The organism is Salinicola socius, from assembly GCF_001937195.1.
Classification (GTDB): domain Bacteria; phylum Pseudomonadota; class Gammaproteobacteria; order Pseudomonadales; family Halomonadaceae; genus Salinicola; species Salinicola socius.
The window spans coordinates 23,502-46,360 of sequence record NZ_MSDO01000026.1 but is presented as its reverse complement, the minus strand read 5'-3'; the positions used below and the strand labels follow the sequence as shown (position 1 = coordinate 46,360).

18 protein-coding genes are annotated in these 22,859 nt (G+C 65.5%); 12 read left to right on the top strand and 6 right to left on the bottom strand.

Going from position 1 to position 22,859, the window contains the following annotated elements:
- Positions 1 to 4 precede the first annotated feature (4 nt).
- Both BTW07_RS16790 and BTW07_RS16785 read right to left on the bottom strand, forming a co-directional pair.
- The gene (locus BTW07_RS16790) at positions 5 to 1,627 is read right to left on the bottom strand and encodes a carboxyl transferase domain-containing protein (RefSeq protein WP_075571333.1); all 1,623 of its coding nucleotides are present in this window, start codon (positions 1,625 to 1,627) and stop codon (positions 5 to 7) included.
- Positions 1,628 to 1,636: 9 nt separating this feature from the next.
- Positions 1,637 to 2,806, bottom strand: a complete 1,170-nt coding sequence (locus BTW07_RS16785) for an isovaleryl-CoA dehydrogenase (RefSeq protein ID WP_075571332.1) — start codon at positions 2,804 to 2,806, stop codon at positions 1,637 to 1,639.
- Between the two features lie 221 nt (positions 2,807 to 3,027).
- Between BTW07_RS16785 and BTW07_RS16780 the strand changes: the two genes are divergently transcribed.
- From BTW07_RS16780 to BTW07_RS16770, 3 genes are all read left to right on the top strand, one after another.
- The gene (locus BTW07_RS16780; protein WP_075571331.1) at positions 3,028 to 3,486 is read left to right on the top strand and encodes a hypothetical protein; all 459 of its coding nucleotides are present in this window, start codon (positions 3,028 to 3,030) and stop codon (positions 3,484 to 3,486) included.
- A complete protein-coding gene (locus BTW07_RS16775; RefSeq protein WP_075571330.1) occupies positions 3,483 to 3,770 on the top strand; it encodes a type II toxin-antitoxin system RelE/ParE family toxin in 288 nt (95 codons plus the stop codon). The genes BTW07_RS16780 and BTW07_RS16775 overlap by 4 nt, the downstream gene beginning before the upstream one ends.
- 76 nt (positions 3,771 to 3,846) lie before the next feature.
- Positions 3,847 to 4,272, top strand: a complete 426-nt coding sequence (locus BTW07_RS16770) for a hotdog fold thioesterase (protein ID WP_075571329.1) — start codon at positions 3,847 to 3,849, stop codon at positions 4,270 to 4,272.
- Here BTW07_RS16770 and BTW07_RS16765 read toward each other — a convergent pair whose 3' ends face one another.
- The 3 genes from BTW07_RS16765 to BTW07_RS16755 all read right to left on the bottom strand — a co-directional run bounded on the left by BTW07_RS16765 (position 4,273) and on the right by BTW07_RS16755 (position 8,070).
- Positions 4,273 to 6,003 carry an AMP-binding protein gene (locus tag BTW07_RS16765; protein ID WP_075571328.1) on the bottom strand — a complete coding sequence of 577 codons (1,731 nt, stop codon included), beginning with the start codon at positions 6,001 to 6,003 and terminating at the stop codon, positions 4,273 to 4,275.
- A gap of 78 nt (positions 6,004 to 6,081) precedes the next feature.
- Positions 6,082 to 7,272 carry an acetyl-CoA C-acyltransferase gene (locus BTW07_RS16760; protein ID WP_075571327.1) on the bottom strand — a complete coding sequence of 397 codons (1,191 nt, stop codon included), beginning with the start codon at positions 7,270 to 7,272 and terminating at the stop codon, positions 6,082 to 6,084.
- Positions 7,273 to 7,299: 27 nt separating this feature from the next.
- The gene (locus BTW07_RS16755) at positions 7,300 to 8,070 is read right to left on the bottom strand and encodes an SDR family NAD(P)-dependent oxidoreductase (protein ID WP_075571326.1); all 771 of its coding nucleotides are present in this window, start codon (positions 8,068 to 8,070) and stop codon (positions 7,300 to 7,302) included.
- A 241-nt stretch (positions 8,071 to 8,311) separates the two neighbouring features.
- Between BTW07_RS16755 and BTW07_RS16750 the strand changes: the two genes are divergently transcribed.
- The 5 genes from BTW07_RS16750 (at position 8,312) to BTW07_RS16730 (ending at position 15,372) form a co-directional block, all read left to right on the top strand.
- The gene (locus tag BTW07_RS16750; RefSeq protein WP_075571325.1) at positions 8,312 to 9,553 is read left to right on the top strand and encodes a thiamine pyrophosphate-dependent dehydrogenase E1 component subunit alpha; all 1,242 of its coding nucleotides are present in this window, start codon (positions 8,312 to 8,314) and stop codon (positions 9,551 to 9,553) included.
- Complete coding sequence (locus BTW07_RS16745) at positions 9,550 to 10,527, top strand: alpha-ketoacid dehydrogenase subunit beta (RefSeq protein ID WP_075571324.1); 978 nt, start codon at positions 9,550 to 9,552, stop codon at positions 10,525 to 10,527. Before BTW07_RS16750 ends, BTW07_RS16745 begins: the two co-directional genes overlap by 4 nt.
- A 14-nt stretch (positions 10,528 to 10,541) precedes the next feature.
- Entirely contained in the window at positions 10,542 to 11,813 is a 1,272-nt protein-coding gene (locus tag BTW07_RS16740) for a 2-oxo acid dehydrogenase subunit E2 (protein ID WP_075571323.1), read from the top strand.
- A 4-nt stretch (positions 11,814 to 11,817) separates the two neighbouring features.
- On the top strand, positions 11,818 to 13,665 hold the full coding sequence (locus BTW07_RS16735; protein WP_075571322.1) for a protein kinase domain-containing protein: 1,848 nt from the start codon (positions 11,818 to 11,820) through the stop codon (positions 13,663 to 13,665).
- A 360-nt stretch (positions 13,666 to 14,025) separates the two neighbouring features.
- Positions 14,026 to 15,372, top strand: a complete 1,347-nt coding sequence (locus BTW07_RS16730) for a sodium-dependent transporter (protein WP_075571361.1) — start codon at positions 14,026 to 14,028, stop codon at positions 15,370 to 15,372.
- Positions 15,373 to 15,558: 186 nt separating this feature from the next.
- On the opposite strand, the gene BTW07_RS16725 is transcribed toward BTW07_RS16730, so the two are convergent.
- Complete coding sequence (locus BTW07_RS16725) at positions 15,559 to 15,747, bottom strand: PA3496 family putative envelope integrity protein (protein WP_075571321.1); 189 nt, start codon at positions 15,745 to 15,747, stop codon at positions 15,559 to 15,561.
- A gap of 441 nt (positions 15,748 to 16,188) precedes the next feature.
- On the opposite strand from BTW07_RS16725, the gene hexR reads away from it, so the two are divergent.
- The 4 genes from hexR (at position 16,189) to BTW07_RS16705 (ending at position 22,699) form a co-directional block, all read left to right on the top strand.
- Positions 16,189 to 17,046, top strand: coding sequence for a transcriptional regulator HexR (hexR, locus tag BTW07_RS16720; protein ID WP_075571320.1), 858 nt, complete (start codon positions 16,189 to 16,191; stop codon positions 17,044 to 17,046).
- Between the two features lie 292 nt (positions 17,047 to 17,338).
- On the top strand, positions 17,339 to 17,950 hold the full coding sequence (gene imuA / locus BTW07_RS16715; protein ID WP_075571319.1) for a translesion DNA synthesis-associated protein ImuA: 612 nt from the start codon (positions 17,339 to 17,341) through the stop codon (positions 17,948 to 17,950).
- A 4-nt stretch (positions 17,951 to 17,954) separates the two neighbouring features.
- Positions 17,955 to 19,469, top strand: coding sequence for a Y-family DNA polymerase (locus BTW07_RS16710; RefSeq protein ID WP_075571318.1), 1,515 nt, complete (start codon positions 17,955 to 17,957; stop codon positions 19,467 to 19,469).
- Complete coding sequence (locus tag BTW07_RS16705) at positions 19,466 to 22,699, top strand: error-prone DNA polymerase (RefSeq protein WP_083941989.1); 3,234 nt, start codon at positions 19,466 to 19,468, stop codon at positions 22,697 to 22,699. The genes BTW07_RS16710 and BTW07_RS16705 overlap by 4 nt, the downstream gene beginning before the upstream one ends.
- Positions 22,700 to 22,859 lie beyond the last annotated feature (160 nt).

Sequence of the window (22,859 nt, the reverse complement as noted above, 5' to 3'; positions counted from 1 at the left end):
ATCCTCACATCCTAAACACGCCGAAGCGCGTCTCCTCGATCTCCGCATTCATCGCGGCGGAGAGCGCCAGGCCGATCACGTCGCGGGTCTGCAGCGGGTCGATCACGCCGTCGTCCCACAGCCGGGCGCTGGCGTAGTAGGGGTGGCCCTGGCGTTCGTACTGTTCGCGAATTGGCGCCTTGAACGCCGCTTCCTCGTCTTCCGGCCAGTCGCTGCCGTCGCGTTCGAGCTGCTCGCGCTTGAACTTTTCCCTTTGAACTTGGGCCAGCACGTTGGCGGCCTGCTCGCCGCCCATCACCGAGATGCGCGCATTGGGCCACATGAACAACAGATTCGGGTCGTAAGCGCGGCCGCACATGCCGTAGTTGCCGGCGCCGAAGCTACCGCCGATCAGCACGGTGAACTTGGGCACCTTGGCGCAGGCCACGGCGGTGACCAGTTTGGCGCCATGCTTGGCGATGCCCTCCTTCTCGTACTGGGAGCCGACCATGAAGCCGGTGATGTTCTGCAGAAAGATCAGCGGGATCTGGCGCTGGGCGCAGAGCTCGATGAAGTGCGCGCCCTTCTGGGCGGATTCCGAGAACAGCACCCCGTTGTTGGCGACGATCCCCACCGGATGGCCGCACCAGTGTGCAAAACCGGTGACCAGGGTGTCGCCGTAGTAGCGCTTGAACTCGTCGAAGTCGGAGTCGTCCACCAGCCGTGCGATCACCTCGCGGACGTCGTACGGCTTGCGCAGGTCGGTGCCGACGATGCCGTAGAGCTCCGACGGGTCGAGACGCGGCGGTGCGGATTTTTTCATCGCCAGCTGGCCGCGCTTGTGCCAGTTGAGACGGGAAACGGCGCGGCGGGCGAGCTGCAGCGCGTGGGCGTCGTTCTCGGCATAGTGGTCGACCACACCGCTGATCTTGGCGTGAACGTCGGCGCCGCCCAGGTCCTCGGCGCTGATGGTCTCGCCGGTGGCGGCCTTCACCAGCGGTGGCCCGCCGAGAAAGATGGTGCCCTGGCCGCGCACGATGATCGATTCGTCGGCCATCGCCGGCACGTAGGCGCCACCGGCGGTGCAGGAGCCCATCACTACCGCGATCTGCGGGATGCCGGCGGCGGAGAGCGTGGCCTGGTTGTAGAAGATACGCCCGAAGTCGTCGACGTCGGGGAAAACCTCGTCCTGTTCGGGCAGGTAGGCGCCGCCGGAGTCCACCAGGTAGAGACAGGGTAGCCGATGCTTGCGGGCGATCTCCTGGGCGCGAAGATGCTTCTTCACCGTCAGCGGGAAGTAGGTGCCGCCCTTGACCGTGGCGTCGTTGGCGACGATCACGCACTCCACGCCGCTGATCCGGCCGATCCCCGCCACCACGCCGGCGGCGGGCACGGGGGAGTCGTAGACCTCGTGCGCCGCCAGCGCGCCGATCTCCAGAAATGCCGAGCCCTCGTCGAGCAGGTGGTCGATCCGGTCGCGGACGAACAGCTTCCCGCGGGATTCATGCCGCTTCCGGGCCTTGTCGCCGCCACCCCGGGCGATGCTGGCGGTCAGTGTGTGGAGCTTATCGACTTCGCCCCGCAGCGCCGCCTCGTTGGCCTGGAACGCTTCCGTACGCGGGTTGATCTGGGTGGTCAGGATAGCCATGAGATCGCCCTATGCTGACTCGGAGAATAATTCACGGCCAATCAACATCCGCCGAATCTCGCTCGTTCCCGCGCCGATCTCGTAGAGCTTGGCATCGCGCAGCAGGCGTCCGGTGGGGTATTCGTTGATATAGCCGTTGCCACCGAGCAGCTGGATGGCGTCCAGCGCCATCTGGGTGGCTTTTTCGGCGCAGTAGAGAATCACCCCGGCGGCGTCCTTGCGGGTGGCGCGGCCACGGTCGCAGGCGCCGGCCACCGCGTAGAGATAGGCGCGGCAGGCGTTGAGCGTGGTGTGCATGTCGGCCAGCTTGCCCTGCACCAGCTGGAATTCGCCGATGGGCTGGCCGAACTGCTTGCGCTCATGGACGTAGGGCACCACCACGTCCAGGCACGCCTGCATGATGCCGACAGGCCCGGCGGCGAGCACGGTGCGCTCGTAGTCCAGCCCGCTCATCAGTACTTTGACGCCGCGGTTCTCTTCGCCCAGCACGTTCTCTGCCGGCACCTGGCAATCCTCGAACACCAGCTCGCAGGTGTTCGAGCCGCGCATGCCCAGCTTGTCGAGCTTCTGGGCGGTGGAGAAACCGGCGTACCCCTTCTCGACGATGAAGGCGCTGATGCCCTTGGCGCCGGCCTCCGGGTCGGTCTTGGCGTAGACCACCAGCACGTCGGCGTCGGGGCCGTTGGTGATCCACATCTTGTTGCCGTTGAGCACGTAGTGATCGCCGTGCCTGTCGGCACGCAGGCTCATCGAGACCACGTCCGACCCGGCGCCGGGCTCGGACATCGCCAGGGCGCCGACATGCTCGCCGCTGATCAGCCGAGGCAGATATTTGGCCTTCTGCTCTGCGCTGCCGTTGAGCTTGATCTGATTGACGCAGAGGTTGGCATGGGCGCCGTAGGAAAGACCCACCGACGCGCTGGCCCGGGAGATCTCCTCCATGGCGATGCAGTGGGCGAGATAGCCCATGCCGCTGCCGCCGTCTTCTTCGGCCACGGTGATGCCGAGCAGGCCCATGTCACCGAACTTCCGCCATAGATCGGCCGGGAAGACGTTGTCGTGGTCGATCTGGGCCGCACGCGGGGCGATCTCGTCGCGGGCGAAGGCGTTGACCTGCTCGCGCAGCATGTTGAGCTCGTCGGCGAGCCCGAAATCGAGCTCGGTATAGGGGGCGTGCATGGTGGAATCCTCGCTGTCCGATACCGCTTCTACATCTTGGTATATGTGTCTTGGTACGTTGACGTTAACGTCAATAGGCGAAGGCGGCTAGAGCCCCTCGACCATGGTCTAGGACCCAGACACGGTTACGGGGTTTTAGCGCAGGATCAATATCAAGATTTGAGTTTATTCGTTATTTGCGTGACGATTAATCATTAACGTTGATGCGGAGCGCACCACTGATGTCTCAGACATTGAGCTTGGACCAGTTCCGAACCGCCTTTCATGCTGGCGGCCTGGTTTCCGTGGCCATCAGTGCCAGCGGTGGGGCTTTTTTCATCACGGCTCGATCGCGGGAAGGGGAGTCTTTGATACTGGGAACCACCCGCGACAAGAAGCGGCGAGCGTTTCGCGATGCGGGCAAGGCGGTGGCTGTCATGCACAAGATCGGCGCGCGTCATTTCGAAGTGGATACCTCCCATTGGGAACCGGAGCGAACGGACGACACCAGAGTGCGTCGACCGGATGCTGCCGAGCGCCAACATCAGGCGCAGCAAGCACGGTCTCACGATGCGTGGTTTAGGAGGCAGGTTCAGGCGGCGCTGGACGATGACCGCCAGCCAGTCGACGATCAAACCGTGCAGGCACGTTTCGCTCAGCGCCGCGCCGAGGCCCGACGTTTGCTCGAGAATGATACGTGAAGTTGGCTTGGCACCTGCTGGCGTTCGAGGACCGCGAAGCTATCTTCGATTATCTGGTAGTTCGTAACCCGCAGGCAGCCGTCGACACCGATGAGAGGATCGAGACGGCATTGAACCGTCTGATCGATCACCCTGATAGTGGCCGTGAAGGGCGCCTGGCAGGCACTCGTGAGGTGGTGATTGACGGCACCCGCTATATCGCCGCCTACCGTGTCCAGCGGGATGCCGTGCTCGTCCTGCGGCTGCTTCACGGTGCCAGACAATGGCCAGATTCCGTTCCCTGACTCCTGCTGGCCCGCCAAGTCGGGCTTTGATCGACGCGCCGAACTCGCAGTTTGTTCCTACTCTCGAGGTTTCACCATGCCCATCTGGAAACGTGAGTCATCACTGGAAGCGCTCACCGCCGAGTGCCGGAACACCCTGGTCAGCCATGTCGGTATCGAATTCACCGAGCTGGGTGAAGACTGCCTGCGCGGGCGGATGCCGGTGGATGCGCGTACCCACCAGCCCTACGGCCTGCTCCACGGCGGCGCCTCGGTGGTGCTGGCGGAGACGCTGGGCAGCATTGCGGCGAACCTTTGCCTGGCCGACGAGAGCAAGATGGCGGTGGGGCTCGATATCAACGCCAACCACGTGCGCGCGGTGCGCGAAGGCTGGGTCGAGGGCTGCGCCCGGCCGCTGCATCTCGGCGCCACGACTCAGCTGTGGGAAATCCGGATCGAAGACGAGCGTGGCCGGCTGGTGTGCATGTCGCGGCTGACCATGGCGGTGGTCAATCGGGGGTGATCACTCCAGCCCCAGTTCGTGACTGGTGGTCTGGCGCATGCGGAATTTCTGGATCTTGCCGCTGACGGTCATCGGGAACTCGTCGACGAAGCGGACGTAACGCGGGATCTTGTGGTGATCGATGCGATTGCGGCAGTAATCGCGGATGGCCTCTTCGTCGAGTTCGACCCCCTCCACCAGCCGCACCCAGACCGCGACCGCCTCGCCGTACTTCGGGTCCGGCACGCCGAAGACCTGGGCGTCCGATATCGCCGGGTGGGTGTAGAGAAACTCCTCGATCTCGCGGGGATACAGGTTTTCCCCGCCACGGATGATCATGTCCTTGATGCGCCCGGTGATCGCGACGAAGCCATCGTGGTCCATCATCGCCAGATCCCCGGTATGCATCCAGCCCTGCGGGTCGATCGCCTGGCGGGTCGCGGCGTCGTTGTTCCAGTAGCCGAGCATCACGCTGTAGCCGCGGGTGCAGAGCTCGCCGCTGACGCCGCGCGGCACGATCCGGCCGCTGGCGGGGTCGATGATCTTCACTTCCAGGTGCGGATGGATGGTGCCGACGGTGGAGACCCGTTTCGACAGCGGGGCGTCAGGCCGTGTCTGCAGGCTCACCGGGCTGGTTTCGGTCATGCCGTAGCAGATGGTGACGTCAGACATGTGCATGCGCTCGATCACCCGCTTCATCACTTCGATCGGGCAGTTGGAGCCGGCCATGATCCCGGTGCGCAGGCTGGAGAGATCGAACTCGCCGAAGCGCGGGTGCTCGAGCTCGGCGATGAACATCGTCGGCACGCCGTAGAGTGCCTGGGCGCGCTCGGCCTCCACCGCGCGCAGCGTCGCTTCGGGATCGAAACCGTCGTTGGGATAGATCGCCGTGGCGCGATGGGAAAGGCAGGCCAGATTGCCCATCACCATGCCGAAGCAGTGATACAGCGGCACCGGAATCACCACCCGCTCGCCGGGTTGCAGATTCATGCCGCCGCCGACGAAAAAGCCGTTGTTGAGAATGTTGTGATGGGTCAGCGTCACGCCCTTGGGGGCCCCGGTGGTACCGGAGGTGTACTGGATATTGATCGGGTCGTCGAACTGCAGCTCGGCCTGCCGCGCGGCGAGGCGTTCGGCAGGCACGCTGTCGGCAAGGTGGTGAAGATCGGACCAGTGCCACATGCCCGGGGTGGCGAGTTCAGGGTCGAGACATACCACCTGCCTGAGCTGGGGCAGGCTGGCGCAGTCGAGTCGGCGCTGCTCGTCGGTAGGGGCGTCGCGTAGTTCCGCGGCGATTTCGCAGAGGATGTCGACGTAATGCGACTTGATCGCGCCGCCGACCCGGTACGCACCCTGCAACACCAGGGCGGAAAGGCCGGACTGGGTGAGCGCGTGCTCGAGTTCGTGGGCGCGATAGCTCGGGTTGAGATTGACCAGGATCGCGCCGATCTTGGCCGTCGCCAGATGGGTGAGCGCCCACTCGGCGCCGTTGAGTGACCAGATGCCGACCCGGTCGCCGCGTTCGATGCCTAGCGCGAGCAGGGCCCGCGCAACACGGTCGGCTGCGTCGCGCAGCTCGGCATAGGTATAGCGCAGATTCTGGTGGCAGCTGACCAGCGCTTCACGCTCGGGGCATTCGCTGGCGGCAGCATCGAGGCAGTCACCGATGGTCATGCCGATCAGGGGCAGATCGCTGGTACCGCTGACGTAACTCCTGGACCCAGGGTCCTTGCGGGTGTCGATTGCTGACATGCCGATATCTCCGAGAGAGCGTCTGAATGTCGGGGCTCGTATAAGGGGGCTCGCACAGGGGGCTCGTATTAGCACGACTCAGCTGAGCCGTTCGATGCCGATCGCCGTGGCCTCGCCGCCGCCGATGCAGATGGCCGCCACGCCCCGCGTCACTCCGTGATGGGTCAGCGCATTCAACAGCGTGACCAGAATTCGCGCGCCGGAAGCGCCGATGGGATGACCCAGGGCGCAGGCGCCGCCATGGACGTTGACTCGTTGGTGATCGAGCCCGAGTTCGTGCATCGCCGCCATTGCCACCACCGCAAAGGCCTCGTTGATCTCATAGAGATCGACGCTTTCCCGCGACCAGCCGAGCCGTTCATAAAGCTTGGTGATGGCGTGGATCGGCGCCACCGGGAAGTCGCCGGGGCGCATGGCGTGGCTGGCATGACCATGCATTCGGGCCAGCGGTGTCAGCCCCAGCCGTTCGGCCTCGCGCTGGCGCATCAGTACCAGCGCCGCGGCGCCATCGGAGATCGAGCTCGAGTTGGCGGCGGTGACCGTGCCGCCGTCACGGAAGGCCGGTTTCAACTGGGCGATACGGTCGATGTTGGCCTTGTAGGGTGGTTCGTCGTGCGCGACGCGATCCGTGCCGCGTCCGGCCGGCGCTTCCAGTGCCACGATCTCGCTGGCGAAAACGCCGGATTCGATCGCTCGCCTGGCCCGCGTCAGCGAGGCGATGGCGTAATCATCCTGCGCCTTGCGGGTGAAGCCGAAGGCCTGGGCGCACTCCTCGGCGTAGGTGCCCATCAGCCGACCCGGCTCGTAGGCGTCCTCGAGACCGTCGAGAAACATGTGATCGCGCACCTGCGCATGCCCCATGCGCAGCCCGGCGCGGGCCTGGGGCAGCAGGTACGGCGCGTTGCTCATGCTCTCCATGCCGCCGGCGATGGCGTGAATGGCGCTCCCCACGCGCAGCGCATCGACGGCCTGCATCACCGCCTTCATGCCGGAGCCGCACATCTTGTTGATCGTGGTGCAAGGCGTCGATTCGGCGAGCCCCGCCCCGAGTGCCGCCTGGCGTGCGGGAGCCTGGCCGAGGCCTGCCGGCAGCACGCAACCCATGACCAGTTCATCGACGGCGTCAGGCACCAGCCCGGCGTGTTCGAGCGCGCCACGAATCGCCGCCGTGCCCAGCTGCGGGCAGCTCAGGCCACTCAAGGCGCCCTGGAAAGCGCCCATCGGCGTGCGTTTGGCGCCGACGATCACGATCGGGTCTTCGGATTTCATCGCGTTTCTCTCTGTGAGTTCGTGGCATCAACTGGCATTCATTCGAATGCCGCCGTCGAGCCGAATCACCTCGCCGTTGAGATAACGGTTCTCGAGGATCTGGCGCACCAGCGAGGCGTACTCCTCGGCGTGGCCCAGGCGCTTGGGAAACGGCACCTTGGCGTTGAGGCCTTCGCGTACCTCGGCGGGCATGCCCTGCATCATCGCGGTATCGAAGATGCCCGGTGCGATCGCCATGACCCGAATGCCGGAAACCGCCAGCTCTCGGGCGGCGGGCAGGGTCAGGCCGATAACGCCGGCCTTGGAGGCGGCATAGGCGGCCTGGCCGATCTGTCCTTCGAATGCGGCCACCGAAGCGGTATTGATCACCACGCCGCGTTCGGCGTCGTCAGCGTCGGTGGAATTTTCCTGCATTGCCGAAACGGCCAGACGCAGCATGTTGAAGGTGCCGATCAGGTTGATATCGATCGTGCGCCGAAAACTGTCGAGGCCGTGCACGCCGCGCTTGCCCTGGATCTTCTCCGCCGGGGCGACGCCGGCGCAGTTGATCAATCCGTGAACGGCGCCGAAGCGCGCCAGCGTTTCGGCGATGGCGCGCTCGCCGTCGTCCCCGCAGGTGACGTCTGCCGGCACCGCCAGGGCGTTCTCGCCCAGCGTTTGCGCCTGGGCGCTGGCCGCTTGCGCGTCATGATCGACCAGCGCCACGCTGGCGCCGGCTTCGATCAGCATTCGTGCCGTCGCCGCCCCCAGCCCGGAGCCGCCGCCGGTAACGATGAAGGTGTGCTCAGCCAGCTGCATGGGGTGATCTCCCGGGTGGAACCTTGGCCTGTTCTAGCGGGGCCGACGCGACCGGGAAATAGGACCTAGTGCTGAAAGACCAAGGTCGGATGGCGACAGGTTGACATTAACGTCAAGGTCATAGGCCAAGGCGACCGTCGAACCGGTGGCTTCCCGACTCGTCGGGCATGCGTGAGGAGACGTGGGAAGGGCCGCTCACGAGGCCGCTCGAACCACGGCCATCGATCTCGGGGAAGTACAGATGAAGAAGACCCAACCCACGGTGAAACCGGTGCACACACCGGTTTTCGCCAACGGCGACGACATCCAGATTCCCGTTTTTACCCTGCTCAAGCCCGATGGCACGGTGTACGCGGGCGCCGGGCCGATCTCTCTCGACAAACCGACGGCGCGGCGCATCTATCGCGCGATGCTTTACACCCGGGTGCTCGACGAACGCATGCTGGCGGCCCAGCGTCAGGGCCGGCTGAGCTTCTACATGCAGTGCACCGGGGAGGAGGCGGCGGTGATCGGCAGTACGGCGGCGCTGGACGACGCCGACATGATCATGGCGCAGTACCGCGAGCAGGGCGCGCTGGCCTATCGCGGCTTCACCACCGACGAGTTCATGGATCAGCTGTTCGGCAACGAGCGCGACCCCGCCCATGGGCGTCAGATGCCGATCCACTACGGCTCGAAGGATCTTCACTACCTGACGATCTCCTCGCCGCTGGCGACCCAGATTCCCCAGGCCACCGGCTATGCCTACGGCCAGAAGCTGGCCGGCAACGGCAACTGCACGCTGACGATCTTCGGCGAGGGCGCCGCCTCGGAGGGGGATTTTCACGCGGCGCTCAACATGGCGTCGGTGCACAAGGTGCCGGTGATCTTTCTGTGTCGCAACAACGGTTACGCCATCTCCACGCCGGTCACCGAGCAGTTCGCCGGTGACGGCATCGCCGCCCGCGCCTTCGGCTATCGGATGCAGTCGATCCGCGTCGACGGCAACGACATCCTGGCGGTGTTCGAAGCGACTCGCGAGGCGCGACGGCTGGCGGTGGAGGAGAACGAGCCGGTCCTGATCGAGGCGATGACCTACCGCCTGGCCGCCCACTCCTCCTCCGACGATCCCTCCGGCTATCGCAGCAAGAAGGAAGAGGAGTCGTGGCACAGGAAAGACCCGCTGCGCCGGATGCAGCGCTGGCTGATCGAGCGCGACTGGTGGCACGAGGAGGAGGAGCGCGAGCTGACCGAGTCGCTGCGGCGCGAAGTGCTGGAAACCATGAAACAGGCGGAAAAACGTCGCCCGCCGGCGCTCGAGACGCTGGTCACCGACGTCTATACAGAGACACCGCCGCTGTTGCGCGAGCAGCTCGACGAGCTGGAAGCGCATATTCGTCGTCACCCCGACGCCTACCCCAAGAGTGCGCCGTGGCTGGATGAAGCGCCTGCCGGACGGGCCGGTCACCCACAAGCCGCTCATTCAGAGGAGGGCGGCGCATGAGCCGAATGAATCTGCTCCAGGCCGTCAACGATGCCCTCGATACCGCCATGGCCGCCGATGAACGCGTGCTCTGCTTCGGCGAGGATGTCGGCATTTTCGGTGGCGTTTTCCGCGCCACCAGCCATCTTCAGGAAAAGTACGGCCGCGCACGCTGCTTCAATACCCCGCTGGTCGAACAGGGCATCGTCGGCTTCGCCAACGGTCTGGCGGCGCAGGGCTCGGTGCCGGTCGCCGAGATCCAGTTCGCCGACTACATCTATCCGGCGTTCGATCAACTGGTGAACGAGACCGCCAAGTTCCGCTATCGCTCCGGCAACCTGTTCGATGTCGGCGGCCTGACCGTGCGGGCGCCCTACGGCGGCGGTATCGCCGGCGGCCACTACCATTCGCAGTCGCCGGAAGCCTATTTCGCGCATATGCCAGGTATCACCGTGGTGGTGCCGCGCAATCCGCATCAGGCCAAGGGGCTGTTGCTGGCCTCGATCCGCGCGCCGGACCCGGTGATCTTCTTCGAGCCCAAGCGTCTCTACCGCGCGTCGGTGGGCGAGGTGCCGGACGACGACTACGAGCTGCCGCTGCGCCAGGCGGAGGTGGTCAAGGGAGGATCGGATATCACCCTGTTGGCCTGGGGCGCGCAGATGGAAGTGATCGAGCAGGCGGCCGAGATGGCCGAGAAGGAAGGCGTTTCCTGCGAGCTGATCGACCTTCGCACCATCGTACCGTGGGATATCGAGACGGTGGTGCAGTCCGTGCTCAAGACCGGGCGGCTGATCGTCAGCCACGAGGCGCCGCTGACCGGGGGATTCGCCAGCGAAATCGCGGCGACGGTCCAGAGCCGCTGCTTTCTCTATCTGGAGTCGCCGATCGAGCGAGTCACCGGGCTGGACACGCCATTCCCGCTGACGCTGGAAAAAGAGTACATGCCGGGGCCGTTGAAGGTTCTCGACGCCATCCACCGTACGATGAATTTCTGAGAGAGGAGGTGATAGTGAGCGATTTCCTGCTGCCCGATCTCGGTGAAGGCATCGTCGAATGCGAAGTGGTGGCCTGGCACGTCCAGGAGGGGGACGAGATCGCCGAGGATCAACCGGTGGTCGAGGTCAGCACCGACAAGGCGGTGATGGAGATCACCGCGCCGGAGGCGGGGCGGCTGGTGCGGCGCTACAGCCAGCTTGGCGAGATCGCCCGAGTGCATTCGCCGCTGTTCGCCTACTTGACGCACGCCGGTGATGCCGAGGACGTTGCCGTTGAAACCGCGACGACCCGGGCGAGTGACGAGACTTCCATGGCGTCGTCGTCCCCAGTCGCGCAGGCCGCGACGGCGATGTCTTCGTCGGATACCGGCCGCCGACGCATTCCGGCCAGTCCGGCCGTGCGCCGGCGAGTGCGTGAACTCGGTGTCAGCCTCGAGGAGATTCCCGGTAGCGGCAAGGATGGCCGGGTGCTCAAGGAGGACGTGCTGGCGTTTCGGCAGCAACAGCATCAGGAATGGCGCCCCGAGCCGGCCGCAATTTCGGATCCCCAGACTACGACGGCTACCGATTCTGCCTCCTGCGGCGAACGCGTCGAGCCGCTGCGCGGCGTGCGCGCGGTGATGGCCCGGCGGATGAGCGAGGCGGCGTCGACGATTCCGCATTTCGCCTATGGCGACGAGTTCGATGTCACCGAACTGCTGGCGCTGCGGGAACGCCTGAAGGGCGATTTCGAAGCGCGCGGCGAGCGGCTGACGCTGATGCCGCTGCTGATGAAAGCGCTGGCCCTGGCCGTGGCGGAGTTTCCGCTGCTCAACTGCCGGCTCGGTGCGGCTGCCGACGCCATTCATTACCAGGCCGCCTGCCATATCGGCATGGCGGTGGACAGCGCCAGCGGACTGCTGGTGCCCAACGTCAAGCACGTCGAGCGGCTGAGCCTGCGCGAAGTGGCGGCCGAGGTGGAGCGTCTGACCCGTGCCGCCCGCGACGGGCGGGTCGAACCGAGCGATCTCAAGGGCGGCACCATCAGCATCTCCAACATCGGCGTGCTGGGCGGCACCTATGCCATGCCGATCATCAACGCGCCGGAGGTGGCGATCGTCGCGCTCGGCCGCGTTCAGCGTTTGCCGCGTTTCGCCGTGGACGGTTCGGTGGTCTCCCGCGCGATCATGACCGTGACCTGGTCCGGCGATCATCGGGTGCTCGATGGCGGCACCATGGCGCGCTTCTGCAATCGCTGGAAGGGCTACCTGGAAGCGCCGGAGACGATGCTGGCGGATCTGCGCTGACCTCATGGCCACATCCGGGCACAGGCCGACGGAGCTGCAGCAGTTCTACATCCCCGAGGAGCAGTCGGTCTATCTGCTCAGCCAGAGCCAGGCACGCCAGCTGCGCGAGTGGATCGAGCGCTGCCGTCACCAGCTTGCCCAGGTCGGCTATCGCGAGGTCGAGCTGGTGGGCAAGGGGGCCTACGGCTTCGTCTTCGCGGGCATCGATGGTGCCGGCAACAGCCATGTTTTCAAGTTCACCCGCCAGAATCTGCCGCAGTCGTTCCACGAGCGCCTCGAGGAGGAGGCGTTCATGCTCGAACAGGTCGATCATCCCCGCGTTCCCAAACTGATCGCCTATCGCACCCTGCGCCATCAGGCGATGCTGGTGATGGCGCGTGCGCCGGGCATCAATCTGGAGGAGTTTTCGCTACGCGAGGGACGGCTGGCACCGCGCCTGGTGATCAGGATCGCGGCGCAGCTGGCGGACATTCTGCGCACGCTGCGCCGCGAATCGGGAGAAGGGCGACTCGTGGTACACGGGGACATCAAACCCTCGAATCTGATGTTCGATGCGCGAACCGAGCAGGTCGCGCTGATCGACTGGGGCTCGTCGGTCTTTGCCCAGCTCGATGCCGAGGGCCAGTTCCTGTCGCGCAACGTGATGGCGCTGATGTCTGCCGATCTTCAGCACACCAACGCCCGCATGGGCGATGTCTACTACATCGGCGAAGAACAGCTGAACGGCGCGCTGTCGTCGCCGCGCTTCGATGAACAGGGCACCGCCGCCACGCTCTATGCGCTCGCCACCGCGCAGTCCAGCCGCTTCGGCCACGGCACGATCCCGGCGACCTCGCTGGGCCTGCCGATCGAGTTCGCCCGGATGCTGGAGGCCATGCTCAGTGATGATGCCGCACTGCGTCGCCGGGCCGGAGACTATTTCCTCCGGCAGATGCCGCGGATCGCCCGCACCATTCTGCGTGAGCCGTCGCCGGCGCCTGAGATCCCGCTGGTGCCGGTGTGGGTGCGCTCGCTGGAGCAGGAGATCGAGACGGTGGTCTACAGCTCGCGCAAGGCGTTTCTGCGCGAGGACGTTCTGCATGACACGGCCTTGCGCGGGCGGGACCGCGACGACACCTTGAGCGCGATCAATGACGTTCAGTTCGACCGTTACTACAAGCATTTCATGCAGGGCATGGGCGATCTCGAGAAGGCCTTCCTGGTGGCGGTGGGACGACTGGGAAAGTATCCGGTGGTCGGTGGTCTGGCGGTGCGCTGGAGCGACGCCGGCGTCGAGTTCGATACCACCTTGAGTCTCAACGAACCGTCGCTGCGGACGGCCTTCGTCGCGGCGGTGAACAACATGATCACCCTGGCCCGGGCGATTCGCCGCCGCGACGGCGTGTTCAAGGCGTGCCTGTTCAACGCCCGGCGAACCCTGCACGTCGACCGTGACGACGCCTCGCAGCCTTTCGTACCCGCGGCGGCCAGCGTCATTCCCTACGAGGTCAGCCCCACGCCGGAGCTGGAGGACACCGGCCGCGAACACTCCTACTTCGAGGACGGCCCGGACCCCGAGGAGTTTCTGCGTCTGCCACCGGTAATGATCGAGGCGCTGTCCCGGCTCAACGCCATCCATCACACCGGCATGATCATCTTCGAGGCGTTGCCGACGCATCTGAAGATCCACAGCTACTACCGCCTGCTCGATCCGGCCCGGGAGCACGAGTTCCGCAACTGTCTGGAAACGCTGCTGGCGGCGGTACCGCAGATCGACGGGCTCGGCGTGTCCGGCTACATGAAGATGCCCTACAAGAACACGCGACATTTCGCGCACCAGTCACGGCTGGCCGATTCCGGCCACCGCGCCTGACCCAGCGCTCGAGCCCGGAAAGTTCGGGCGCCCCCGCGCTTCGCGCGCGATCGTTGCGTTTTCGGGACGCTTTTCACCTGTTTTGGCCATTTTGCGGAGGAAAAACGGATGAAACGAGATCGAGTCGGTATAATCCGCGCGTTTCTGTTCAAGCGGCCCGACGCTGCCGCCAAAGCTTTCAAGCGGCCTGACGCTGCCGCCAAAGCTTTCAAGCGGCCTGACGCTGCCGCCAAAGCCAAACTGCCCGAAGCTGCCGCCAACGCCAAGCGGCCGGAGACGCTCCGGGTTCTAACAACGACACCGGGTCCGGCCTCCCGAAGGGGCGGTATTCCGACAACAGCAATACTCGATGGTGAATTCATGGCCAAGCAATCCCATACCCATGCGCAGTGGTCCTCCCGCACGGCCTTCATCCTGGCCGCGACCGGTTCGGCGGTGGGTCTCGGCAACATCTGGAAGTTCCCCTACATGGTGGGCGACAGCGGCGGCGCCGTGTTCGTGCTCGTCTATCTGGTCTGCATCGCACTGATCGGTCTGCCGATCCTGGTTTCCGAATGGCTGCTGGGCCGACGTGGGCAGTCCAACCCGATCAACACCATGCAGAAGCTCAGCCGCGACTCGAAGCTGTCTCCCGACTGGGTACTGGTGGGGATCGCCGGTGTGCTGGGGTCGTTTCTGATTCTGTCGTTCTACAGCGTCGTCGGCGGCTGGTCGCTCAACTACACCTGGAGCACGCTGACCGGCGATCTGGGCCGGTCGAGTGGCGTCGATGTCGGCGACTACTTCACCACGCTGCTGGGCCAGCCGGGCACGCTGCTGTTCTGGCACACGATCTTCATGCTGCTGACCTTCGGCATCGTCGCCGGCGGCGTCAAGGGCGGTCTAGAACGGGCGGCCAAGTGGCTGATGCCGCTGTTGATCGTGGCGCTGATCCTGCTGATCGGTTTCGGTGCGACCACCGCCGGTTTCGGCGAGGCGGCCCGATTCATGTTCTCGCCCGACTGGAGCAAGCTGAACGGCGGCGTCGTGCTCGCCGCGCTGGGTCATGCGTTCTTCACGCTGTCGCTGGGGATGGGGATCATGATGGCCTACGGCTCCTACCTGGGGCAGGAGGTCAACCTGATCAAGACGGCGCGCACCGTGGTGATTCTGGATACGGTCATCGCGCTCGGCGCCGGCATGGCGATATTCCCGGTAGTGTTCGCCAACAACCTGGATCCGAGCGCCGGGCCGGGCCTGCTGTTCGTCACCCTGCCGCTGGCGTTCATCGACATGCCGTGGGGGTTGGCGTTCGGGACGCTCTTCTTCGCGCTGTTGACCGTGGCCGCGATCACCTCGGCGATCTCGCTGCTGGAGCCGGTGACCGAATTCCTGGAAGAGCGCACGCCGCTGTCGCGTATCGCCTCGGCCTTCGTCGCGGCGCTGGCGACCTGGGCGCTGGGCATTGCCGCGCTGCTGGCGTTCAACGTCTGGTCCGGCTTCCAGCCGTTCGGCCTCAACGTCTTCGATCTGCTCGACGCGCTGACCAGCAAGCTGATGCTGCCGCTGACGGGGCTGGCCGCCATCGTCTTCACCGCCTGGTTCCTGGATAGCGAAGAGGTGAAACAGGAGCTGGGCCTGGGGCCGAAGGGGCGGGTGCTGTGGCACTACGTGACGCGCTACGTGGCGCCGATCGGCGTGATCGTGGTGTTCTTCAACAGCCTGTGAGACAACGCGCAACCGTGGTGAGCCGTCGCTCGCCACGGTTGCCGCCGGCCTGTCGCGAAGATCACATCTCTTTGGCGTGAAACGAACGCTCCCGTCGGTGCGAGTGCCGACAGGGCAGGCCGCGGCCGTTGTCCTTCTAGGGTAACGGCCGCCGCTCGTTGGGAGCGGTATTCGCGCTGCCGGCTGCTACTCCGGCAGTTCGGCAATCTCTTCCGCCAGCTGGCGCTTTTCCCGACGCTGCTCGATACCGCGGCGGGCCTTCAGATAGCGAACGGCGGCCTTGCGCTTGCGCTGCTCGTGTTCGCTGACTTCCAACGTCATGAAAATGTCGAGAATTTCGCTCTTCAGGGAGTGAAGATGTTCGATGGTAGGCATGATCGAATCTCCTGGCATCCTCGGATCTGTCGGGTCGCGCCCGACATGCATACTATACAGAACATTACAAGGTCGTGACGGTTAGCTTTTTTCATGCTGCCGACGCGCCGTGCCGAGGTGTTCCGCCAGCACGACTCGGGCATACTAGGCATGTCTGAACAGTACTGCGCTCGCCCATGCGGCGTTAAAAATCGGCTGGTGCGTCAGCCCGGTCAAAATGCTCATTGACACCCCGTAAGCGTTTTCGCCGATTTTTGCCTTGCCTGGCCTTCGCTCGTCGACTTTTCAGGCAGCACCTAAGTGTTGAAAAGACAGTGTTGAAAAAACAGTGTCGAGGAGACAGTGTCGAAAAGACGGAGACGTCGAAAACACTAGCCGTCGATCTCCCTATGGAAACCTGAAGAGACGAGACCGCCTGATGCCGTCACCCGAGGGCCAGTCATGAGCCGTTCACTGTTCGATGAATTGCGTGTGCACATGGATCGTCTGCGCCGCTCCGAGCAGAAGGTGGCGCGCTTCGTGCTGCGCAATCCGGAAGAAGTGATCCTGATGCGGATCACCGATCTGGCCAGCGAGGCACAGGTCAGCGAGCCGACGGTGGTGCGCTTCTGCCGCGCCATGGGCATGGCCGGCTTCCAGGAGTTCAAGCTCAAGCTGGCGCAGATGATGGCCAAGGGCAGCCAGTACGCCCAGTTCACCATGAACGATGGCGACAGCGTGGCCGAGTTCTCCCACGGCATCTTCGACGGCACCATCGAAACCCTCGAGCGAGTCCGCGATTGCCTCGACAACGAGGCGCTGGGCAAGGCGATCGCCGCACTGGCGGTGGCCAACCGGGTAGAGTTCTACGGATACGGTGCCTCGGGAATCGTGGCCGCCGACGCCCAGCACAAGTTCTTCCGTCTCCAGATCCACACTTCGGCCTATTCCGATCCGCACTTGCAGGCGATGTCCGCCGCGACGCTGAAAGCGGGTGACGTGGTGGTGGCGATCTCCCAGACCGGCCGTACCCGGGCGCTGATCGCCAGCGCCAAGACCGCGGTCAAGGCCGGCGCTACCGTGATCGGCCTGTGCCCCAGCGATTCGCCGCTGGCCCGCGAGGTGACTCTGCCATTGCCGGTCGACGTACAGGAGGACACCGAGGTCTACATTCCGATGACCTCGCGTATCGCTCATCTGTTGACCATCGACGTGCTGGCCGTCGGCGTGGCCAAGAATCGCGGCCCGCAGATCACCGATCAGCTCAAGGCGATCAAGCGCAGTCTGGGGTCGCTGAGAGTGTCCAACAACGTTTCCTGATTTTTCTGCTCCACCGTCATTTTTCTGTCCCCACCGGCCATGCGAGCCAAGCCTCGACTTTGCTCGCATGGCTCGCTGTCGGGCGAGGATTTTTGCGCTTCCTGAAACTGTATATATAGACAGTAAATGGTTTTCTAGGCGACACTGAGTCTTCCGATTCGTCACGTCTGGTCGTCACCATGTCGCTTCGTCACGATTATCATCATCACGGATTGCCGGTTTGGCGCCCCTGCACGTTGTCTTCCCGTACTTTGCCTTCCGGTACGTTGCCTTACTGCACCAGGAAGCCGCGATGAACGGCTTGAAGGCTCTGCTCGACAGCCGCCAGGTCTGGCGCGCTCAGGCTGGCGTCGATAGCGATCGTGGCGAAGCGGTTGCCAGCGGACATGCCCAGCTCGATGCGATCCTGCCGGGCGGCGGCTGGCCGCCGGCCGCGATCAGTGAGCTGCTGTCGACGGGCGCCGGTAACGGGGAACTGGCCTTGCTGTGGCCGGTACTCTCGCGGATGACCCGCGAAGGCCGTCCGATAGTACTGGTGTCGCCACCGGGCGTGCCGTATCCGGCGGCGTGGCGGCAGGCGGGGGTAGCGCTCGAACAGTGCCATTGGCTGGACGTGCAGGGTCGCGAAGCGCTGTGGGCGACGGAGCAGTGCCTGCGCGCCGGCTGCTGTGCCGTCGTCGTTGCCTGGCTGCCACAGGCCGATAGCCGTCTCATGCGCCGGCTGCAGGTGGCGGCGGCGAGCGGCGATACGCTGGCGTTCGTCCATCGGCCGCTGGCGAAAGTGCCCGAAGCCTCGCCGGCGCCGCTGCGAATACGACTGCACCGGCATGCCGAGCTGGAGATCCTCAAGTGTCGCGGTGGCTTTGCCCCTGCGCGGCGAATCGCCTTCGGCGCCGGAGCGTGACCCCATGCGCTGGGTCTGCCTGCTGTTTCCGCGCCTGGCCCTGGAGGGCGCGCTGCGCCGCCGGGCCAATCCCGAGGCACCCTTTGCGCTGATCGACGGGCCGGCACCGCGTCAATGCATTCGCGCTGCCAATCGTGCCGCCCGCGATCAGGGGGTCAAACCCGGCCAGGCGCGCGGTTTCGCCGAGGCGCTGTTTAACGCGCCGCTTTTTAAGGCGCCCGACGCCGCGCCGCTTTCCAAGGCGCCCAACGCCGCGCCAGATAGGGGGTCTCGATCCGGTTCGAGTCAGCGGCTCGAGACGGCGCCCTTCGACGCCGAGTCGGTGGAGCGCTGGCGGCGGCGTCTGGCGACCTGGGCCTACGGTTTCAGCGCTCAGGTCAGTCTTCACTATCCCCACGCGCTGGTGTTCGAGATCGCCAGCAGTCTCGACCTGCTGGGGCCGTGGCCGCGTCTGGAAGCGCGACTGCGGGCGGAACTCGCCGAGCTCGGTTTTTCCCACCGCCTGGTGATCGCGCACAATCCGGCGGCGGCACGCGTGCTGGTCAATGCCCACGACGGCCTGGCGGTGGACGAGGGCGGGCTGGAGTCGGCGTTGGCGACGCTACGCCTCGAGCGTGCCGGGTTGGGGAGCATCGATGCCGATCGAGACATTGTGCAGACCCTGAAACGCAGCGGATTCCAGCGTCTGGGCGAGCTTTTCGCCCTGCCCCGCAGTGCGCTGGCCCGACGTTTCGGGGCCGGCCTGATGCGCCATCTGGGCGAACTGCGCGGGGAGTGGCCGCTGGCGCTCGACTACCACCGCCCGACGCCGCGGTTTTCGCGCACTTTCGAATTCGATCGACCGGTCTATGCCATCACGGGCCTCACCTTTCCGCTCAAGCGCTTGTTGCAGGAGCTGAGCGTGTTTCTGATGGGCCAGGATGCGGGCGTCGAGCGGTTCCGGCTGATGTTCGAGCTGGAAGATGGCCCGGCCCAGCCCGTCGAGATCGGCCTGGTGTCGGCGCAGCGAGATCCCGACACCCTGCTCGAGCTGACCCGTTCGCAGCTGGAGCGCGTGCGTCTCGCCGGCCCGGTCATGCGCCTGACGCTTTTCGCGCCTCGATTGTCGGCCTATGCGCCGATCCGGCGGGAACTGCTGGAGGGGCCGGCACGTCAGGCCCAGGCCTGGGCAACGCTGCATCAGCGGCTGGTGGCGCGATTGGGCGAGCCGGTGCTCAAGCCGCTGGTGGAGTATCGCGAACACCGCCCGGAAATGGCGGTGCTCCATGGCGCTGGCCCGCGGGCGCGAGACGCCCGCGCCGGCGCGCCGCGCCCGGGCTGGCTGGCCAGCGTGCCCCAGCGCTGCGATGACGACGTGGTGCAGCTGCTGGCGGGCCCGGAGCGGATCGAAAGCGGCTGGTGGGACGGCGGCGACATCCGGCGCGACTACTATCTGGCCCAGTGGGCCGACGGTCGTCATGCCTGGGTCTGGTGCGAACCAGGGCGGCAGGGATGGTATCTGCACGGGTGGTTCGGATGAACGATGGATTTTTACAGCGGCCCGACGCTGCCGCCTTATCGCGGCCCGACGCTGCCGCTTCGGGCGCCCGTGAGTCGACAGGCGCGGGTTCGGGCGCCTTTAGAGAGCCCTACGCCGAGCTGCACTGTCTCTCCGCCTTCAGCTTCCAGCGCGGGGCTTCCACCGCGGAGGAGCTGTTCGAGCGCGCCGCCCGGCTCGGCTATCGGGCGCTGGCGATCACCGACGAGGCCACGCTGGCGGGGATCGTGCGTGGCTGGCAGGCTGCGCGGACGCATGGCATCGACCTGATCGTCGGCGCCGAGTTTCGCACCGAATGCGGCATCAAGCTGGTGCTGCTGGTGGAGAACCAGCGTGGCTACGAAGCGCTCTGCGGCTTGATCACCCGCGTACGCGGTCGCGCGCCCAAGGGCGAGTATCGGCTGCTCGAAGCCGACCTTGACGAGCTCGACGGCGGCGAGGGCCTGTTCGCGCTGTGGATCCCCTGCGCCGTGGCGGATTGCGAGATGGGTGATCATGAGGTGGGCGAGCGGCTGGCACGCGCCTTTCCCGATCGGCTGTGGTTGGCGGTGGAGCTCCACTACGGCTTCGAGAATGGCTGCGACAACGCCGCGCGCCTGGCCCAGCTGCAGGCCCTGGCCGACGCGCTGGGCATACCGGCGCTGGCGACGGGGGACGTTCACATGCACGCCCGCGGCCGGCGGGCGCTGCAGGATTGCCTCGCCGCGATTCGCCATCATCGAAGCGTGTTCGAGGCGGGTGACACCCTGTTCGCCAACGGCGAGCGCCATCTGCGCAGCCGCGACGCGCTGTCCGCGATCTACCCCGCCGAACTGATGGCCGCGAGCGCGGCGCTGGCGGCGCGCTGCGATTTCGATCTCGGCGCGCTCCGCTACACCTATCCCCACGAGGTGGTGCCGGCCGGCAAGACGCCGGCCGAGTGGCTGCGCGAGTTGACGCTCGAGGGCTGCGTTCGTCGCTGGCCGGCGGGTGTACCGGAGAAGGCTTCCCGGCAGATCGACTACGAACTCGCGCTGATCGAGGAACTTGGCTACGAGCACTACTTTCTGACCGTTCACGATATCGTGGCGTTCGCGCGCCGCCGGCAGATCCTGTGCCAGGGGCGCGGTTCGGCGGCCAACTCGGCGGTCTGCTTCGCGCTGGGCATCACTTCCATCGACCCGGCCGAAACGGCGCTGCTGTTCGAACGATTCATCTCCCGCGAGCGCGACGAGCCGCCGGATATCGATGTCGATTTCGAACACGAGCGCCGCGAAGAGGTGATCCAGTACGTCTTTCGCCGCTACGGGCGCCATCGCGCCGCGCTGACCGCCGTGGTCAGTCACTACCATGCCGCCGGGGCGATTCGCGATATCGGCCGGGCACTGGGCTTCGCGCCGGAGCGCATCGATCAACTGGCCCGCTGTGCCGGACGCTGGACCGATGTGATCCCCGATGCGGCACGCCTCGAGGAGCAGGGTTTCGAGCCGCAGGAGCCGATGCTCAAGCGTCTGCTGGCACTGGCCGCCACGCTGGTCGGCTTTCCGCGCCATCTCTCTCAGCATCCGGGCGGATTCGTGATTTCGGATGCGCCGCTGCAGACGCTGGTACCGGTGGAGAACGCTGCCATGCCCGAGCGTACCGTCATCCAGTGGGACAAGGACGATCTCGATCTGGTCGGCCTGCTCAAGGTCGACGTGCTGTCGCTGGGCATGCTGACGGTACTGCGGCGCAGCTTCGACCTGCTCAGACAGCATCGCGGCCGCGACTACGGCCTGGCGGATCTGCCACCCGAGGACCCCGAAACCTACGCCATGATCCAGCGTGCCGACACCGTCGGCGTGTTCCAGATCGAATCCCGCGCGCAGATGGCGATGCTGCCACGGCTCAAGCCGGCCACGTTCTACGATCTGGTAATCGAGGTGGCGATCGTGCGCCCGGGGCCGATTCAGGGCGACATGGTTCACCCTTACCTCAAGCGCCGTAACGGCGAGGAACCCGTGACCTATCCTTCCGAGGCGGTAAAAGCGGTGTTCGAGCGTACCCTGGGCGTACCGCTGTTTCAGGAGCAGGTGATGGCGCTGGCGGTGGAGGCGGCTGGCTACAGCCCCGGCGAAGCCGACCAGCTGCGGCGTTCGATGGCGGCGTGGAAGCGTCACGGCGGGCTCGAGCCTCATCGCAAACGCATCGTCGAGGGGATGCTCGAGCGCGGCTACGAACTGAGCTTCGCCGAGCGCATCTTCGAACAGATCAAGGGCTTCGGCAGCTACGGCTTTCCCGAATCCCACGCCGCCAGTTTTGCCCTGCTCACCTACGCCAGCTGCTGGCTCAAATGCCACGAGCAGGAGATCTTCGCCTGCGCCCTGATCAACAGCTGGCCAATGGGCTTCTATTCGCCGGATCAGGTGCTGCAGGATGCCCGCCGCCACGGCGTCGAGGTTCGCCCGGTCGACATTCGCCAGAGCCGGTGGGAGAGCACGCTGGAGGTTGCCCCTGACAGCACCGGCGGGCTGGCGATCCGGCTCGGCCTGCACATGATCAAGGGCCTGGCCGAGAGCGACGGCGAGCGGCTGCTGGCCGCTCGCGATACGCCTGATTGCGATAGCGTCGAACGCCTGGCGGCGAGAGCCGGCGTCAAGCGGGCGGTGCTCTCACGGCTCGCCGATGCCGGAGCGCTGGAGGGGTTGGCCGGGGATCGCCATCAGGCGCGATGGGCCGCGGCCGGGATCGAGACCTCGCTACCGCTGTTTTCCGAGGTCGAGACCGAAGAGGAGACGTTCGCGCTGCCGACCCTCGAAGTCGGGGAGGCGATCAAGGCGGACTACGCCACACTCGGCACCACGCTGGGGCCGCATCCGATGTCGCTGCTGCGCCAGCGCTGCCGGGCGGAGGGCACTCGCGGTCTGGGCGGCGTGGTGGATTCGAAACGCCTCGCCGAGCTACCGAGCGATATCGGCGTGGCGATCGCCGGCCTGGTGATCGGGCGCCAGCGCCCCGGTTCCGCCAAGGGGGTGACTTTTCTTACCCTCGAGGACGAATTCGGCATGGTCAATGTCGTGGTCTGGCCGCATCTTGCCGTGCGTTATCGCCGGATACTGCTCGAATCCCGACTGCTGCGGGTGATCGGCAAGCTGGAGTCCCAGGCGGGCGTGCGCCATGTCATTGCCAGGCGTCTGACCGATCTTACCGGGCTGCTGGAGGGTCTGAGTACGCGGAGTCGCGATTTCCATTGAGGCCATGGCGAGACCGTATCGAGGTCGTATCGAGGCCGTACCGAAACCACAGGGCCGGGCCCGGACTGGCAATCGGGTTTCCAACTATGCTTAGGTAATGAACCAATCCGCTATGCGACCGGTCTTCACTGTCATGCTTACGCTGGTGTAGCGACGTAGC

What these genes read in the sequence shown, in the direction of transcription:
- BTW07_RS16790 (WP_075571333.1), bottom strand. Translation starts at nt 1,627, where the DNA reads ATGGCTATCCTGACCACCCAGATCAACCCGCGTACGGAAGCGTTCCAG.
- BTW07_RS16785 (WP_075571332.1), bottom strand. Translation starts at nt 2,806, where the DNA reads ATGCACGCCCCCTATACCGAGCTCGATTTCGGGCTCGCCGACGAGCTC.
- BTW07_RS16780 (WP_075571331.1), top strand. Translation starts at nt 3,028, where the DNA reads ATGTCTCAGACATTGAGCTTGGACCAGTTCCGAACCGCCTTTCATGCT.
- BTW07_RS16770 (WP_075571329.1), top strand. Translation starts at nt 3,847, where the DNA reads ATGCCCATCTGGAAACGTGAGTCATCACTGGAAGCGCTCACCGCCGAG.
- BTW07_RS16765 (WP_075571328.1), bottom strand. Translation starts at nt 6,003, where the DNA reads ATGTCAGCAATCGACACCCGCAAGGACCCTGGGTCCAGGAGTTACGTC.
- BTW07_RS16760 (WP_075571327.1), bottom strand. Translation starts at nt 7,272, where the DNA reads ATGAAATCCGAAGACCCGATCGTGATCGTCGGCGCCAAACGCACGCCG.
- BTW07_RS16755 (WP_075571326.1), bottom strand. Translation starts at nt 8,070, where the DNA reads ATGCAGCTGGCTGAGCACACCTTCATCGTTACCGGCGGCGGCTCCGGG.
- BTW07_RS16750 (WP_075571325.1), top strand. Translation starts at nt 8,312, where the DNA reads ATGAAGAAGACCCAACCCACGGTGAAACCGGTGCACACACCGGTTTTC.
- BTW07_RS16745 (WP_075571324.1), top strand. Translation starts at nt 9,550, where the DNA reads ATGAGCCGAATGAATCTGCTCCAGGCCGTCAACGATGCCCTCGATACC.
- BTW07_RS16735 (WP_075571322.1), top strand. Translation starts at nt 11,818, where the DNA reads ATGGCCACATCCGGGCACAGGCCGACGGAGCTGCAGCAGTTCTACATC.
- BTW07_RS16730 (WP_075571361.1), top strand. Translation starts at nt 14,026, where the DNA reads ATGGCCAAGCAATCCCATACCCATGCGCAGTGGTCCTCCCGCACGGCC.
- BTW07_RS16725 (WP_075571321.1), bottom strand. Translation starts at nt 15,747, where the DNA reads ATGCCTACCATCGAACATCTTCACTCCCTGAAGAGCGAAATTCTCGAC.
- hexR (WP_075571320.1), top strand. Translation starts at nt 16,189, where the DNA reads ATGAGCCGTTCACTGTTCGATGAATTGCGTGTGCACATGGATCGTCTG.
- imuA (WP_075571319.1), top strand. Translation starts at nt 17,339, where the DNA reads ATGAACGGCTTGAAGGCTCTGCTCGACAGCCGCCAGGTCTGGCGCGCT.
- BTW07_RS16710 (WP_075571318.1), top strand. Translation starts at nt 17,955, where the DNA reads ATGCGCTGGGTCTGCCTGCTGTTTCCGCGCCTGGCCCTGGAGGGCGCG.
- BTW07_RS16705 (WP_083941989.1), top strand. Translation starts at nt 19,466, where the DNA reads ATGAACGATGGATTTTTACAGCGGCCCGACGCTGCCGCCTTATCGCGG.